The sequence below is a fragment of the Mycobacterium sp. 1164966.3 genome (assembly GCF_001665395.1).
GTDB lineage: Bacteria > Actinomycetota > Actinomycetes > Mycobacteriales > Mycobacteriaceae > Mycobacterium.
On sequence record NZ_LZSG01000062.1, the window covers coordinates 305,101 to 319,905 of the forward strand.

Here is a 14,805-nt window from a genome sequence, read left to right on the forward strand (position 1 = left end):
CGCAAAATCGCCCAAATCTGCCCCGCGCCAGGGAATTTGCGTCTGCTCGCCGAGGCTGTGTCACACGCTGCGGCGCCGGGCGCGCGGTGACGGGCGAGACTCCAGCCAGGACAGGAACGCCGTCAGCGCACCTTGATCCAGCGCCAGCTCGTAGCCCGAACGGCGATCCTGTGTGGTGTCACGCAATTCAAGCACGACAATCTCGTCGGTCATGATGTCGTACTCGTCGCCGCGCGGCCCGCGCCGGGCCACGATCTCCACACCCCGCCGGCTGAGCCGGCGATCCGGCCACAGTCGCAGACTGGACAACCGATAGAACGCGGCTTCGCCACCGCGATAACGGATTACACCGTGCCGCCAGCCGTGACCCCCGACAGCGGGGATATCCCGCATGATTCCCGCTGTTCCGCCCTGACGCAGCTTCCACAGCCGGTAACTCAGCGCCAGGACAGCAACTCCCAACACCACGACGAGCACGGCCATGGCCCACATGGGCGCGCTCATCGGCGGCTAGTCGATCGCGCCGAGGGCGCGCAATCTGGCACGACCTCGGGCCGCGACCTTGGGGTCGTCAGACTCGGAATCCTGCTTGGCGGCGCTTTCGTCGATTTCCGACTCGAACTCGGCGGCTTCGGCGAGAATGGTGACTCCCTCTTCGGTCACCGACATAAAGCCGCCATCCACCGCGACCCGCAGATCGTCGTCGCCCTCTCGCTCGACCCGCACCATGGCGTCGTCGACCAGTTGCGCTACCAACGGAATGTGGCGGGGCAGGATACCGATCTCGCCGACAGTGGTGCGGGTGAAAACGAACGTTGCCTCGCCCGACCATATCTCTCGGTCGACGGCGACGATCTGAACGTTCATTTCGGCCATGCCACAATACCTTTCAAGCCTCTTGACTCAGGATTCGAGCTTGGCGCCGTAGCCTTCGGCTTTCTTGGCCAGGTCGTCGAGGCCGCCGATCAAGAAGAACGCCTGCTCCGGTATGTGGTCAAAGTCGCCCTTCGTGAGCTTGTCGAACGCCTCGATGGTCTCTTTCAACGGCACCGTCGAACCCGGTTGGCCGGTGAATTGTTCGGCCGCCATCATGTTCTGCGACAGGAACCGCTCGATGCGTCGGGCGCGCTGCACCTGCTGCTTGTCCTCTTCCGATAGCTCGTCAATACCGAGGATCGCGATGATGTCCTGAAGGTCCTTGTAGCGCTGCAGGATTCGAATGGTCTCCTGCGCCACACGGTAGTGCTCGTCACCCACAATGCCTGGGTCGAGGATGGTCGAGCTCGACGCCAGCGGGTCGACGGCCGGGAAGATGCCCTTGGAGAACACGGAACGCGACAACTCGGTGGTGGCGTCCAGGTGCGCGAACGTGGTCGCGGGCGCCGGGTCCGTGTAGTCGTCGGCAGGCACATATACGGCCTGCATGGACGTAATCGACTTGCCTCGCGTCGAGGTAATGCGCTCCTGTAGCTCGCCCATCTCGTCGGCCAGCGTGGGCTGGTAGCCCACCGCTGACGGCATACGACCGAGCAGTGTCGACACCTCCGAACCGGCCTGGGTGAACCGGAAGATGTTGTCGATGAACAACAGCACGTCCTGGCCCGCCTCGTCACGGAACCACTCCGCCATCGTCAACGCCGACAGCGCCACCCGCATACGCGTGCCGGGCGGCTCATCCATCTGACCGAATACTAGCGCGGTGTCCTTGAGCACGTCGGCTTCCTTGAGCTCGACCCACAGGTCGTTACCCTCGCGCGTGCGCTCCCCCACGCCGGCGAAAACCGAAGTGCCACCGAAGTTTCGGGCGATGCGGTTGATCATCTCCTGGATGAGCACCGTCTTGCCAACCCCGGCACCGCCGAACAAGGCGATCTTGCCGCCACGCACATATGGCGTCAGCAGGTCGACGACCTTGAGGCCCGTCTCGAGCATCTCGGTCCGGGGCTCCAGATCCTCGAAGGCCGGCGGCTTGCGGTGAATCGACCAGTGGTCGAAGTCTTCTCCGTACCCCTCCTCGTCCAGGCAGTCGCCCAGGGCGTTGAAGACGTGGCCCTTGACGCCTTCGCCGACCGGCACCGAAATCGAGTCACCGGAGTCGGTGACCTCGACGCCGCGCACCAGGCCGTCGGTGGGCTGCAACGAGATCGTGCGCACAAGGTTGTCACCCAGGTGTTGTGCCACCTCCAAGGTGAGTTTCTTCTTGAGTGACTCGAACGTGATGTCGGCGTTCAGCGCGTTGAAGAGCTCCGGAACCGAACCGCGCGGAAACTCGACGTCGACGACCGGCCCGGCCACCCGAACCACCCGGCCGCTGGTGTCGGAGTTTGACGACTTCTTGTCGGTCTTTTCGTCTGTAGCAGTCATATCTCTTCGTTTCCTCGTGGCTAGTTAGCGGCCTCGGCGAGCGCGTTTGCGCCGCCGACGATTTCACTGATTTCCTGGGTGATCTCGGCCTGCCGCTGGCGGTTCGCCTCCAGGGTGAGATCCTTGATGAGGTCGTCGGCGTTGTCGGTAGCCGACTTCATCGCGCGCTGGCGCGAGGCCAGCTCCGATGCTGCCGATTCCAGCAGTGCCGCGTAGACGCGGGTGGTCAGATAGCGCGGCAGCAGCGCGTCGAACAGCGTCGTCGCGTCGGGCTCGAACGAGTACAGGGTGCGGAGGTCCTTCTCTTCTTTTTCGACATACTCCACCACCAGGGGAGCCATCCGGTGGGCCGCCGGGGATTGCGACATCATCGACTTGAACTCGGAGTACACGATGTGCAGTTCGTCGACGCCGGCGTCATCGTCGGACTGCTGATTGTCGTCGCCGGTGCCCTTCATGAACGCATCAACCAAAGTCTCACTGATTTCGGTGGCATTTTCGACCTTGGGTTGCTCGGAGAAGCCCGCCCACGACTCGACGATGTCCCAGTTCCGGAATGTGTAGTAGTTCTGGGCTTTACGGCCCACCGTGTACAGAATCGGCTGCTTTCCTTCTTCCCGCAGCAGGGAGAACAGCTCTTCCGAGCGACGGAAGATGGTGGAGTTGTGCGCACCGCACAAGCCACGGTCGGACGACAGCACCAGGACGCCGGCCCGCTTCGGTTCCGATCGCTCGACGAGCAACGGATGGTCCAGGGCGGCTTCGGATGACAAAGTCGTAAGCATCGTCGTGATGTGGAATGCATAGGGCCGTGCGGATTCCAGCCGAGCTTGTGCCCTGCCGATACGCGATGTCGCGATCAGCTCCTGGGCCTTGGTGATCTTCTTGATCGACCCCGCCGAGCGGATCCGACCGCGCAGTTCACGGAGTGTGGCAGCCATCGTTAACTACTTCTTGTCCTTCTTTTCCACTGATTCCGTCTTGGTGTCCTTGGACTTCTTCTTGTCCTTGGGCTTCTCTTTCTTGACTTGCACCGACTCCTTGCCGAGCTCTTCTTCATCCATGGCCCCGACATGTTCGTCGGGCACCACGGAACTGCCATCGCTGGCCGCGAAGCCGTCCTTGAAGTGCTTGATGATGTCAGTCAGCTTTTCTTCGTTTTCTTCGCTGAGCTTCCCGCTCGACCGGATCTCTTCGAGCAGTGTTTCCTCGGATGCCCGCATGTGGTCCAAGATCTCGGATTCGAACCGCTTGATATCGTCCACGGGCACCGAATCCAGATGCCCACCGGTGCCCAGGAAGATCGAGACGACCTGCTCCTCTACCGGCATGGGCTGCTGTTGAGGTTGCTTGAGCAGCTCGACCAGGCGCTCACCGCGCTCCAGCTGCTTCTTCGAGGTGTCATCGAGATCCGAAGCGAAGGCCGCGAACGATTCCAATTCGCGGTACTGCGACAGATCCAGACGCAACGAACCGGCCACTTCCTTCATTGCCTTGATCTGAGCAGCACCACCCACGCGGGACACCGAGACACCGACATTGATGGCCGGCCGGACACCCTGGTTGAACAAATCGGACTCTAGGAAGCACTGCCCGTCGGTGATCGAGATGACGTTGGTCGGGATGTAGGCCGAAATGTCGTTGGCCTTGGTCTCGATGATCGGCAGACCGGTCAGCGAGCCGCCACCGAGCTCATCGGAAAGCTTGGCGCAGCGCTCTAACAGCCGCGAATGCAGATAGAACACGTCGCCGGGGTAGGCCTCGCGACCGGGCGGGCGGCGCAGCAGCAGCGAGATCGCGCGGTACGCCTCGGCCTGCTTGCTCAAGTCGTCAAAGACGATCAGCACGTGCTTGCCGTCGTACATCCAGTGTTGTGCAATCGCTGAACCGGTATATGGTGCAAGCCATTTGAAGCCAGCGGATTCCGATGCCGGCGCGGCGACGATAGTGGTGTAATCCATCGCCCCGCCGTCCTCCAGCGCCTGGCGGACAGCGGCAATCGTGGTTCCCTTCTGACCGATGGCCACGTACACGCAGCGCACCTGCTTCTGCTCATCGCCACTCTCCCAGTTCTGCCGCTGGTTGAGGATGGTGTCCACGCAGACAGCTGTTTTGCCGGTCTTGCGGTCGCCGATGATCAGCTGGCGCTGGCCGCGACCGATCGGGGTCATTGCGTCGATGGCCTTGATCCCGGTCTGCAGCGGCTCCTTCACCCCCTGCCGGTTCACCACCGAGGGTGCCTGCAGTTCGAGCGCACGCCGGGTCTCGGATTCGATGTCCCCGCCTCCGTCGATCGGCTGGCCCAGCGGATTGATCACACGACCCAAGAACCCGTCGCCAACGGGAACCGACAGGACGTCGCCGGTGCGCTTGACCTGTTGGCCTTCTTCGAGCTTGTCGAAGTCACCGAGGATTACCGCGCCGATGCTGTGCTCGTCGAGGTTGAGCGCGACGCCCTGCACTCCACCCTCGAACTCGAGTAGCTCCTGGGTCATCACGGACGGCAAGCCCTCGACGTGCGCGATACCGTCGCCGGCGTCGGTGACCGTGCCGACCTCTTCGCGGGCGGTATCGGAGGTGAAGGAGCTTACGTATTCTTCGATCGCGCTCTGGATGTCATCAGCGGAGATAGTCAAGTCGGCCATGGCTTTTCGTCTTCCTACTTCGAATTGGTGCTGGCTAGTTCATGTTTCAGTCGGGTTTAATCCGGCAACTGCGTCTCGGCCGCGGTCAGACGAGACTTGAGGGTTCCGTCGATCACCTCGTCACCTACAGAGACTAAGAGGCCACCGAGCAGTTCGGCGTCGATTTGCAGCTGCACGGCTACCGGATGGCCGTAAATGCGGCTCAGCACCTCGGTGACGCGCGTGCGCTGTGCGTCACTGAGTTCGGCCGCAGCGCTCACTTGCGCGACGACTTCGCCGCGCCGCGCCACCGCTGCCTCGGCCAAGAGCTGCACGGCCTCATCGGCCGTCTGGTGACCTCTGAGCAACTCAACCGTCTGGGACAGCAGGGCATTCGTAATTCTGTTGCTTCTGCCGCTCGCGCTCTTGAGCACGTTGCGCAGCAAGCCAACCCGACCGTCGGCCGGACTCGTGTGATCGCCCAACAGGATGGCAAGCCGTGGCTGCGCGTCAAGAATCCGGGAAAATCGGAACAACTGGTCTTCGACCTCGTCGATCCGCCCCTCGTTTTCCGCGACTTTCAGCAGGGCTTGCCGCGATACGTGCTCTATCGCGTCTACTAGGTCGCCGTTGGCCGACCAACGCTCCGACACGGCTGCACGCAGCACGTCGAGCGTGGGATCGGCGACCTTGCCGTCTAGGATGCGCTCGATCAATCTGACCCTGGGAGCTGAATCTTCGGCGGGCACAGTGAGATACCGGGTGACAACGATTTCGCGGTTCAGCATCCCGGCTACTGACACCAGCTCATCGGCAAGCTTTTCCAGGCCTGGATTGTCAAGGTTATCGGCAATTGTGTCGAACCGATCCAGCACGTTGCCCAGCGCCCGACGACTCGACGATCGCATCTTTGCCAACACCGGTGACGCGACGTTGGCCGCCTCCGGCGCCATCTCATCGAGCTCGTCGAGAAAGCGATCGACTGTAGCCGACTGCTGGTCGGGGTCTGCGACGTAGTTGCGCACCAATTCCCTTGCCTGGCGGACCGATTCGTGCCCAAGCTCTAAGCGAAGTTGACGGATCAGCTGTGCCCGTAGCAGCTCGACCTGACGGGTGCCTTGCGCCTTGACGCGTTCCGCATCGGCTTCGGCCTGGGCGCGCAGCTGCTCGGCAATGCGTTCGGAGTCTGACTTGGCCTCTTCGACGACCCGCTTACCTTCTTCTTCGGCGGCTTGGACAGCCTTGCTGTGCGCCGTCGTCGACTCGGTTAGCCGCTGGGCCGCCGCGGCCGAATCTTTCAACTGCTGGCGCACGGTTTCCTGTCGAGCAGTCATCAAACGGCGGACAGGCGGCACGACATAACGCACCACCAGGAGCACGATGAGCGCGAATCCAACCAGCTGCCCGATAAAAACGTCCATCGCTGGCTACCCCGTCGCAGCCGAGGAGGTCACGTCTACGCCGAGGATTCGGCTGGCAAGTGTGGACGACATGGTCGCGACATTGGCGCGTAAATCCAGTTCCACGGCGTCCCTCTCCCGCTTTAACTGTTCGTTGGCCATCGCCAAACTCGTTGCCACCTGCTGTTCGGCGTCCGCGCGTGCGTCTTCGATGACCTTACGTCCCTCTGCCCGGGCATTGTCGCGCAACGACGACGCCTCGACTCGGGCTTCCTTCATCGCTTCTTCGTAATCGGCCTGGGCCGCGGCGAACTGCTCGGCCGACTTCTTGGTGTCGGCGGCCGTCTTGTCGACCATGGCCTCGCGTTCATGCAACACCTTCATGATCGGTGGCACCACGAAGATGCCGATGACGGCCAGCACGATGAGAAAGATGGCCAGCACGAAGAAAAACGTGCCGTTAGGCGCGAGGAAGTTGTTGTTCTCGCCTTCCTCGGCTGCCTGGCTCGCGGCCAGAACGATGACGGTCGCGTCCCCCATCACAGCGGATTACTTGACGGGAGTTGCGAAGACGAACAACGCCATGAACGCGAGGTTGATGAAGTAGGCCGCCTCGACCAGACCGACGGTGATGAAGAACGGCGTGAACAAGCGGCCCTGCGCCTCGGGTTGGCGGGCGATACCCGAAACCAGCGCGTTACCGGCAATACCGTCACCAATACCGGCACCGATCGCGCCGCCGGCCATGATCAAGCCGCCGCCGATGAGTGCACCCTGGGCGATCTGGGGGTCCATTGGCATTCTTTTTCCTCCTTTATCTGGTGGCTATCTGGTAGCGGTCTACCAGGCTTCTGTAACAGTGTGTGGGGCGCCGATTCATGGCGGTTTCAGTCATGGTGATCCTCGATCTCCATCGCCTGGCTGAAGTACAAGACCGTCAGGATAGAAAAGATGAAGGCCTGAATGGCGCCGACGAACAAGTCGAACGACTTCCAGATCGCGTTCGGCGCCCACATGACGACCGACGGGATGAGGGCCGCAATCAGTGTCACCAAGATGCCGCCGGCGAAGATATTGCCGAAGAGTCGGAGGGACAACGAGATTGGCTTGGCGAGTTCTTCGACGATGTTGATCGGCGCCAGGAATGCGACGTGGCCCTTGACGAGCTTGAGCGGATGACCGAGTATCCCACGGCGCCAGATCCCGGCCGCGTGGTAGCAGAAGAACACGAACAGTGCGAGCGCCAGCACGTAGTTGATGTCTCCCGCCGCCGGTGTCAGCAACTCCTCGGCCTTCCCGGTTTTTGGGTCTTTGTATTGCAGGGGCAGCACTGACAGCCAGTTGGAGATCAGGATGAACACGAAGATCGTGACGGCCAGAGGCAGCACGAACGGGGCGATCCGCATCCCGATCGCGCTTTCGATCTGATCGCGCATCTGGATGGTGATGGCCTCCCAGAACAGCTGGACCCCACCGGGTACGTCCTTCGAGGTGACCTTCCTACGCAGGTAGAAAGCCAGCGCGAGGACAATCAGCGCCGCGAGGGCGGTCGAGATCACCGTATCGACGTTGACCACCAACCCCAGCCAGTGTTCTTTGTGGTGATGGCCGACCTCGATTTGGCCGGCGGCCAGGACGATCTCAGTCGTCACTGGTGCTCCCCCCTTCCGTCCCTTGCGACGCAGTGGCCGGATACTGCCCTTCGCGCAGCTTCTTCCAAATCGGCATCGCGGTCGAAAACACCAGTAGTACCTGGAACAGCGCCAGCCCAAACACCACGCCCAATCCGTTAGGACGAAAGACGTAGGCAATGACCAGTCCGACAATGGTGATGACCGTCAGCCTTGACACCGAATTGAAGGCCATCGACCTTTTCAGCGGGTGTTCCTGGGCCGTGATAGCCCCGACCGAACGCCGCACCAGAAGCGCGTTGAGCAAACCCAGGAGCAATCCGATACCGAAGAACACACCCAGCATCAGGCGATCGAGATAAGCGGCCCCGAGTGTCGTGGCGGCGGTGAGCACAGCGCAGATGACGAACAGCCGAACGGGGCGGAAGGCAACAGCGGGAAACACCAACGGCGCGTCTTGCGCTGGTGTCGTCACCGCAGCACCTCAATCCCAGGTTGATGGAGCCGATGCCACCCAACCGACCGATCGGTGGCCCGCAGAGCGTATCGCAGTCGTCACGTCGGAATCACCCAAGGGGTAGCTCCTTTGTCGGTCGTGCGTCGGCACGGTCGTTTCAGCGTCCGATCTGCCGGGTGGCCGGCGACCAGCGAGGTTGATTTTCGGGGTTCTAGCTGCACCGTACCATATGGTAGAGCCCACTACTACTTCGTGTCGTAGTCCTCGCGGTGGTCGTCCTCGAAGTCGTCGTCGTAGGCATCACCGCGACGCAGCAACGGGATCACCGTAGCGATCCCGGCAACCACAATCGCGCCCAGCATCACCGCCGCGGTGTGCCGGGGGTTGAAGAAGATCGTGCTCGCGGCGCCGAATGCGACGATGCCGACCCAGAGGTAGATCAACAGCACCACCCGGCGGTGCGAATGGCCGATCTGCAGCAGCCGGTGGTGCAGGTGCATTTTGTCGGGGCTGAACGCGCTGCGGCCGGCCCGGGTGCGGCGGACGATCGCCAGGAGAAGGTCAAGCATCGGCACGAACATCACCGCGACCACCAGCAGGAACGGTGACAGCAGAGCAAACACGTCGCGCGCGCCGTAAGCGTTCTGCGAGATGGGTCCGGCGGCGGTCGTGGAGGCCGCGGCCAGCATCAGGCCGATCAGCATCGAACCCGAGTCGCCCATGAAAATCCTGGCGCGGTGAAAGTTGTGCGGTAAAAAGCCCAGACAGGCGCCCGCCAGCACCACCGAGATCACGGCGGGCGGATAGAACAGCACGTCACCGCCGTGATCGCGAAGCAAACCGACCGAGAAGATGCAGATCGCCAACGCCGTGATCAGTCCCAACCCGGCCGCCAGTCCGTCGAGCCCGTCGACGAAGTTCATCGCGTTGACGATCGAGACGGTCAGCGCCAGGGTGAGCAGGATCGAAGACGCCTGGTCCAAGACGATGGTGCCGACGCCGCCGATCGGGATATACAGCACGCTCCACGCGACCCCCATGGTCACCAGCACGCTTGCCGCGGTGATCTGACCGGCGAACTTCGTCAGCGCGTCGAGGCCCCAGCGGTCGTCGATCAGCCCGATCCCCATGATCACCGCACCTGCCACCAGCACCGCGGGCATGCCGGTGGAGTAGACGAAGCCGCGGGTCAGCGCCGGAAGCTGGGACGCCAGGAAGACTGCGGCCAGCACGCCGAGGAACATCGCCAGCCCGCCCATCCGCGGGGTTGGCGTGACGTGCACGTCGCGTTCCCGTGGGTAGGCGACGGCTCCCAATCGAGTGGCCAGCACCCGGACCGGCCCGGTCGCGAAGTAGGTGATGATCGCGGCGGTCAACCCGACCAGCGCAAGCTCACGCAAGGGGACACCGGCACCGCGATCAGACAGCGCGAGCAAACCACCGGCAAGGCTGGTTACATCGCTGGACACGTCGAGACCGTACTGCACCAACCTGAGTGGCGGACAACCGCTCACCGAAGGGCCCGGGCGTGCTATTCGACCAGACTGGCCGGGTCGACACCGAGGACTTCGGCGATCCGCTCGGTGCTGACCGGTCCCGCCCGGAGCACGCGGGGCGCATCGCCGGTCAAGTCGACGATCGTGGAGGCGGCCTGCTGCGCGGACGCACCCGCATCCAGGTAGACATCGACGAGATCGCCGAGCTGATTGCGCGCCTCATCGGCGTCGACGGCGGGGGGGCGGCCAGAGACGTTGGCGCTCGACACCGCCATCGGCCCAACCTCGCGTAGTAGCTCGATGGCGACCGGGTGCAACGGCATGCGCAGCATCACGGTGCCGCGGGCGTCGCCCAGGTCCCATTGCAACGACGGAGCTTGCCGCACCACCAGGCTCAGCGCGCCGGGCCAGAATGCGCGAATGAGTTCGCGAGCGCCGTCCGGCACGGTGTAGACCAGGCCTTCGATGGTGTGCCACGAACCGACCAGCACACCCACCGGCATATCGCGTCCGCGCCCCTTTGCGGACAACAGCGCGGCCACCGCCGCACTGACGAAGGCGTCGGCGGCGATGCCGTAGACGGTGTCGGTCGGCATGACGACAAGCCGGCCGGCCTTGAGCGCTTCTACCGCCGCAGCGATTCCGCGCGCACGCTGGTCAGGATCTGCGCAGTGGTAGACATCAGTCAATGGCGCCGCTCTCCCCCGCAAGCGGGAGGTGCCCCCACCTCATCGCTCTGCGCTCTGCATCGTCGCGACGCGAACTCAACGGCGCCGCTCCTCGCTGCCGTTACGAACCTGGGCCGGCCGGCCAGATCGCGCCGAGCGACGACATCGTCGAAAAGGCCCGTGCTCGATACCAATTCGACGGCCGACAAAGACGTGGTGTCGTCGTGCTCGACGGCAAGCAGACCGCCGAGACGCAGCCAGCGGCCGGCGAGGTCGACGACGGCGGCGATCACCGCCATCCCGTTCGGGCCGCCGAACACCGCATGCGGCGGATCGTGTCGGGCTACTTCGGGTTCCAGCGTGACGTCGGCCGGCACGTAGGGCGGGTTGGCCACCAGCAGGTCGACCCGTGCGTCGAGTCCGGGAAGTAAGCCCGGCTTGGTTATGTCGGCGCACACGAGTTCAACCGCGGTGCCCTCGACGTTGCGCCGCGCGTACTCGAGAGCTGCCCCGGAGTCGTCGATGCCGACCACTCGCGCGGCGGGCCAATGGTGGGCCAGTGCGACCGCCAGCGCGCCGGATCCCGTACACAGGTCGACGATCATCGGCTGCGTCCCAAGCCGCTGCACGGTGGCCCACTCCAAGATGGACTCGGTCTCTGGGCGCGGTATGAACACACCCGGACCGACATGCAGTTCAACTGGGCCGAAAGCCACGGTCCCGATGATGTGCTGCAAGGGAATTCGACGCGAACGTGCGGCGACGACGTCGCGGTAGCGCCCGAAGAATTCTTCGTCCGGCGCTTCGAGCAACGCGAGCCGGCCGCGGTCGGTCCCGGCCAGGTGCGCGGCCAGCAGCTCGGCGTCGTAACGGGCGGAGTCGATTCCCGCGTCGGCCAGCAGTGCCGCAGCGGAGTCGATCGCGCGGAGCAGTTGGGTCATGTCGTCTGTTGCAGCCGGGACTGCTTGTCGGCGGCACCAAGGGCGTCGAACAGCGCATCCAGGTCCCCGTCGAGCACCTGGTCGAGATTGTGTGACTTGTAGCCGATTCGGTGATCGGTGATCCGGTTCTCCGGGAAGTTGTAGGTGCGGATACGTTCGCTGCGGTCGACCGTGCGAATCTGGCTGGCGCGGTCCGCCGAGGCGTCGGCCAGTGCCTGCTCCTCGGCCATCGCCTGTAGCCGCGCGGCGAGCACCTGCAACGCCCGCGTCTTGTTCTGCAGCTGCGAGCGTTCGTTTTGGCAAGTGACCACGATCCCGGTGGGCAGATGGGTGATGCGCACCGCGGAGTCGGTGGTGTTGACGCCCTGGCCGCCCTTGCCGGACGAGCGGTAGACGTCGATACGCAGGTCCGACTCGTCGATCTGGACCTCGCCCACTTCTTCGGGCTCCGGATACACCAGCACCCCGGCGGCCGAAGTATGCACTCGCCCTTGAGATTCCGTCACGGGAACCCGTTGGACACGATGCACCCCGCCCTCGAACTTCATGCGCGACCACACCCCGTCGGCGCTGTCGCCCTTACTCGCGATGGCTAAGGTGGCGTCCTTGTAACCGCCCAAATCCGAAGTGGTTTCGTCCAGCACCGTCACGTTCCAGCCATGCCGCTCGGCGTAACGGATGTACATCCGGGCCAAGTCGGCGGCGAACAACGCGGATTCCTCGCCTCCCTCACCTGATTTGACTTCGAGGAGGATGTCGTCGGCGTCATGCGGGTCGCGCGGGGCCAGCATGTCGGTGAGTTGAGTGTCCAGTTCGGCCACCCGCGATTCCAATTCGGTGACCTCTTCGGCAAACGACTCGTCGTCAGCGACCAGCTCGCGCGCGGTCTCCAGGTCGTCGCGCGCAGACACGAGTTTGCGGTAGGTCGCGACGATCGGCGCCAGCCGCGCGAACCTGCGTCCGGCCTTGCGCGCCTCGTCGGGCTTGCTGTGCAGTTCGGGGTCGGCCAGCGCACGCTCGAGGTCCGCGTGTTCGGCGAGCAGCACATCAATGGTCTGTACCGGCTGCGTCATGTGTCACCTCCTTGCACCCTCGTCGCACCGTCCCCGCAAACGCGAACCGACGCCCGGCCTGTGCATTTTTCAGCACAGTTCGGGCGTCGGTGAGCCAGCTATTTGTCGGTTGAACCCGCGTCGGCCTTGGAGCGCTTGCCATAGCGCTTCTCGAAGCGGGCCACCCGGCCGCCGCTGTCCAGGATCTTCTGCTTTCCGGTGTAGAACGGGTGGCACTGCGCACACACTTCGACCACGATGCGGCCGCCCGGCTTGGTGCTGCGTGTCTCGAAGGTGTTGCCACATCCGCAGACGACCGTGGTCGCCTCGTAGGCCGGATGAATGTCTGATTTCATACTGTCCTCTTCGATCGTTGGCCGCCCGCCACCGCCGTGAGCGATCGGGCGGTCGGGCTCGAACTCCTCCGGACCTGGACTGGTCCTGGGGTGGTCGACCGTCGATTATGCCAGGTCAACCAACATCAGCCCAAACACACAGATGCACCCGCGCATTCCCGGCGACCTAGACGCGGCTATAAGTGCTGCTTTTTCCGTTGCGCGTCCACAACACGCCACCGTCCGGGGTCGCGCCGCGAGCGGAGAGCTCGCGCTTGAGGATCTTGTTGGTCGCCGTGGCGGGCAGGCGATCGGTGAGCCACACCCGTCGGGGCCAGGCCTTCGGTGACAAATCGGGCTGGCCGGCCAGGAATTCGCCGAACTCCTCGGGCGTCAGGTCCGCATTGTCGGCCAGCACGATCGCCGCCATCACCTGGTCGCCCACGTGTTCGTCGGGTACCGCATACACCGCAACCTGGCTCACGGGCGGCAGCCGCTGCAAGATCCGTTCGATCGGCGCCGTGGTCATGTTCTCTCCGTCGACGCGCAGCCAGTCACCGCTGCGTCCGGCGAAGTAGATCCAGCCGTCATCGTCCCGGTAGGCGAGGTCTCCCGACCAGTACATGCCGTCGCGGAGTCGCTCGCTGGTGGCATCCGGATCGTTGTAGTACCCGGAGAACAGACCGGCGCCCGTGGTGTTGACCAATTCGCCGATCGCCTCGTCGGCGTTGGTCAGGGCCCCGTCTTCACCGAAGGTGGCCGGTGGGCATTCGGCCAGCGTCTCGGGGTTGTAGATGGCGACACCTGGGAAACCCCGGCCGAGCGCCCCCGGCGGGCAGCCGTCTTCCCGGGTGATGATGATGGCGCCTTCAGTGGCGCCGAACCCGTCCCACACCGTGCAGTCGAACCGGCGACTGAATTCGGCGATATCCCGCTCGCTTGCTTCGTTTCCGAATGCGACCCGCAGCGGGTTGTCGTGGTCGTCCGGTTGTTCGGGGGTGGCCAGCACGTAGGCGAGCGGCTTACCGACGTAGTTCATGTAGGTGATGCCGTACCGCCGCAGGTCGGGCAGCAGGCCGGAGGCCGAGAACGCCGTCGGCACCATGGCCGCGCCGGCACCGACCGCCACGCTCCAGCCGGCCAGCAACGCGTTGGAGTGAAACAGCGGCATCGATAGGTAACAGACGTCGCTGCCGGTGATCTCGAAGCGCCCGATCAGGTTCGTTCCGGCGAACAACACCGTCAGGTGGGCGATTTGCACCGCTTTCGGTTCTCCGCTGGTCCCCGAGGTAAAGATCATCATGAACGTATCGGTCGGGTTGACCTCGCGATATGGGGTCAGCGGTCCTGCCTCGGCCAACCGGGCGGACCAGGAGTCCCCGGTCACGTCGAATACCTGCACGCCGGGCAGGTCGAGACCATCCAGCAACTCGCGGTGCGCGGCATTGACGAGCAGGATCTGGCAGTCAGCTCGCGCGATGTCCCGGACCAACGCAGCACCGCGGCGCGTGTCGTTGATTCCACACAGCACATATCCGCCGAGGGCGGCCGACGCCATGGCGGTGAGCATCTCGGGGGTGTTGCCGAGCAGGGCGCCGACATGCAGCGGCGGGCCCGGATCGGCGGCGCGGATCAGGGCCGCGGCGGTGGCACTGGCGTCGGCGAGATGTTCGCGCCAAGTCCACACTCGCTCGCCGTATTTGAGCGCGGGAGTGTCCTGCTGCAAACGCTCACGAAGCAGTTGCTGAAGCGTCTCGGCCATGCGTCGATGGTGGCAGGCCGGAATCGGCGCACTCCCGACCGGGTGGGACCTGCGGCTGTGCGACGCCTGGCGACC

The 14,805-nt window shown here is 63.9% G+C and carries 15 protein-coding genes and 2 pseudogenes; all 17 read right to left on the bottom strand.

The window, feature by feature from the left end; translation table 11 throughout:
• Positions 1-60 precede the first annotated feature (60 nt).
• Positions 61-504: a DUF2550 domain-containing protein gene (locus A9W99_RS22570; protein WP_067383478.1), complete on the bottom strand. Its 444-nt coding sequence runs from the start codon at positions 502-504 to the stop codon at positions 61-63.
• Positions 505-510: 6 nt separating this feature from the next.
• Positions 511-876, bottom strand: a complete 366-nt coding sequence (locus A9W99_RS22575) for a F0F1 ATP synthase subunit epsilon (RefSeq protein WP_067383481.1) — start codon at positions 874-876, stop codon at positions 511-513.
• Positions 877-903: 27 nt separating this feature from the next.
• Positions 904-2,364 carry a F0F1 ATP synthase subunit beta gene (gene atpD, locus A9W99_RS22580; protein WP_067383484.1) on the bottom strand — a complete coding sequence of 487 codons (1,461 nt, stop codon included), beginning with the start codon at positions 2,362-2,364 and terminating at the stop codon, positions 904-906.
• 20 nt (positions 2,365-2,384) lie between these two features.
• Positions 2,385-3,305 carry a F0F1 ATP synthase subunit gamma gene (locus tag A9W99_RS22585; protein WP_067383487.1) on the bottom strand — a complete coding sequence of 307 codons (921 nt, stop codon included), beginning with the start codon at positions 3,303-3,305 and terminating at the stop codon, positions 2,385-2,387.
• Between the two features lie 6 nt (positions 3,306-3,311).
• On the bottom strand, positions 3,312-5,009 hold the full coding sequence (gene atpA / locus A9W99_RS22590) for a F0F1 ATP synthase subunit alpha (RefSeq protein WP_067383489.1): 1,698 nt from the start codon (positions 5,007-5,009) through the stop codon (positions 3,312-3,314).
• A gap of 56 nt (positions 5,010-5,065) precedes the next feature.
• Positions 5,066-6,409: a F0F1 ATP synthase subunit B/delta gene (locus A9W99_RS22595; protein ID WP_067383492.1), complete on the bottom strand. Its 1,344-nt coding sequence runs from the start codon at positions 6,407-6,409 to the stop codon at positions 5,066-5,068.
• 6 nt (positions 6,410-6,415) lie between these two features.
• Entirely contained in the window at positions 6,416-6,928 is a 513-nt protein-coding gene (locus A9W99_RS22600; RefSeq protein WP_067383495.1) for a F0F1 ATP synthase subunit B, read from the bottom strand.
• Positions 6,929-6,937: 9 nt separating this feature from the next.
• Positions 6,938-7,183 (bottom strand): F0F1 ATP synthase subunit C, encoded by a 246-nt coding sequence (locus tag A9W99_RS22605; protein WP_067383773.1) that lies wholly within the window; start codon positions 7,181-7,183, stop codon positions 6,938-6,940.
• 92 nt (positions 7,184-7,275) lie between these two features.
• Positions 7,276-8,040, bottom strand: coding sequence for a F0F1 ATP synthase subunit A (gene atpB / locus A9W99_RS22610; RefSeq protein ID WP_067383498.1), 765 nt, complete (start codon positions 8,038-8,040; stop codon positions 7,276-7,278).
• On the bottom strand, positions 8,030-8,494 hold the full coding sequence (locus tag A9W99_RS22615) for an ATP synthase subunit I (RefSeq protein WP_067383501.1): 465 nt from the start codon (positions 8,492-8,494) through the stop codon (positions 8,030-8,032). Before A9W99_RS22615 ends, atpB begins: the two co-directional genes overlap by 11 nt.
• Positions 8,495-8,721: 227 nt before the next feature.
• Positions 8,722-9,963, bottom strand: a complete 1,242-nt coding sequence (gene rfe / locus A9W99_RS22620) for a UDP-N-acetylglucosamine--decaprenyl-phosphate N-acetylglucosaminephosphotransferase (RefSeq protein WP_156623237.1) — start codon at positions 9,961-9,963, stop codon at positions 8,722-8,724.
• A 44-nt stretch (positions 9,964-10,007) separates the two neighbouring features.
• Positions 10,008-10,661, bottom strand: coding sequence for an L-threonylcarbamoyladenylate synthase (locus A9W99_RS22625; RefSeq protein WP_067383504.1), 654 nt, complete (start codon positions 10,659-10,661; stop codon positions 10,008-10,010).
• Positions 10,660-10,753 (bottom strand): annotated as a pseudogene (locus A9W99_RS27860) (sirohydrochlorin chelatase); the annotation flags it as partial. The pseudogene A9W99_RS27860 and the gene A9W99_RS22625, both read right to left, overlap by 2 nt.
• Positions 10,751-11,581, bottom strand: a pseudogene (prmC, locus tag A9W99_RS22630) (peptide chain release factor N(5)-glutamine methyltransferase); the annotation flags it as partial. The pseudogenes A9W99_RS27860 and prmC, both read right to left, overlap by 3 nt.
• The gene (gene prfA / locus A9W99_RS22635) at positions 11,578-12,654 is read right to left on the bottom strand and encodes a peptide chain release factor 1 (RefSeq protein WP_067234604.1); all 1,077 of its coding nucleotides are present in this window, start codon (positions 12,652-12,654) and stop codon (positions 11,578-11,580) included. The gene prfA and the pseudogene prmC, both read right to left, overlap by 4 nt.
• Before the next feature lie 98 nt (positions 12,655-12,752).
• On the bottom strand, positions 12,753-12,989 hold the full coding sequence (gene rpmE, locus A9W99_RS22640; RefSeq protein ID WP_067383510.1) for a 50S ribosomal protein L31: 237 nt from the start codon (positions 12,987-12,989) through the stop codon (positions 12,753-12,755).
• Between the two features lie 166 nt (positions 12,990-13,155).
• Positions 13,156-14,730: a fatty-acid--CoA ligase FadD1 gene (gene fadD1, locus A9W99_RS22645; protein WP_067383513.1), complete on the bottom strand. Its 1,575-nt coding sequence runs from the start codon at positions 14,728-14,730 to the stop codon at positions 13,156-13,158.
• Positions 14,731-14,805 lie beyond the last annotated feature (75 nt).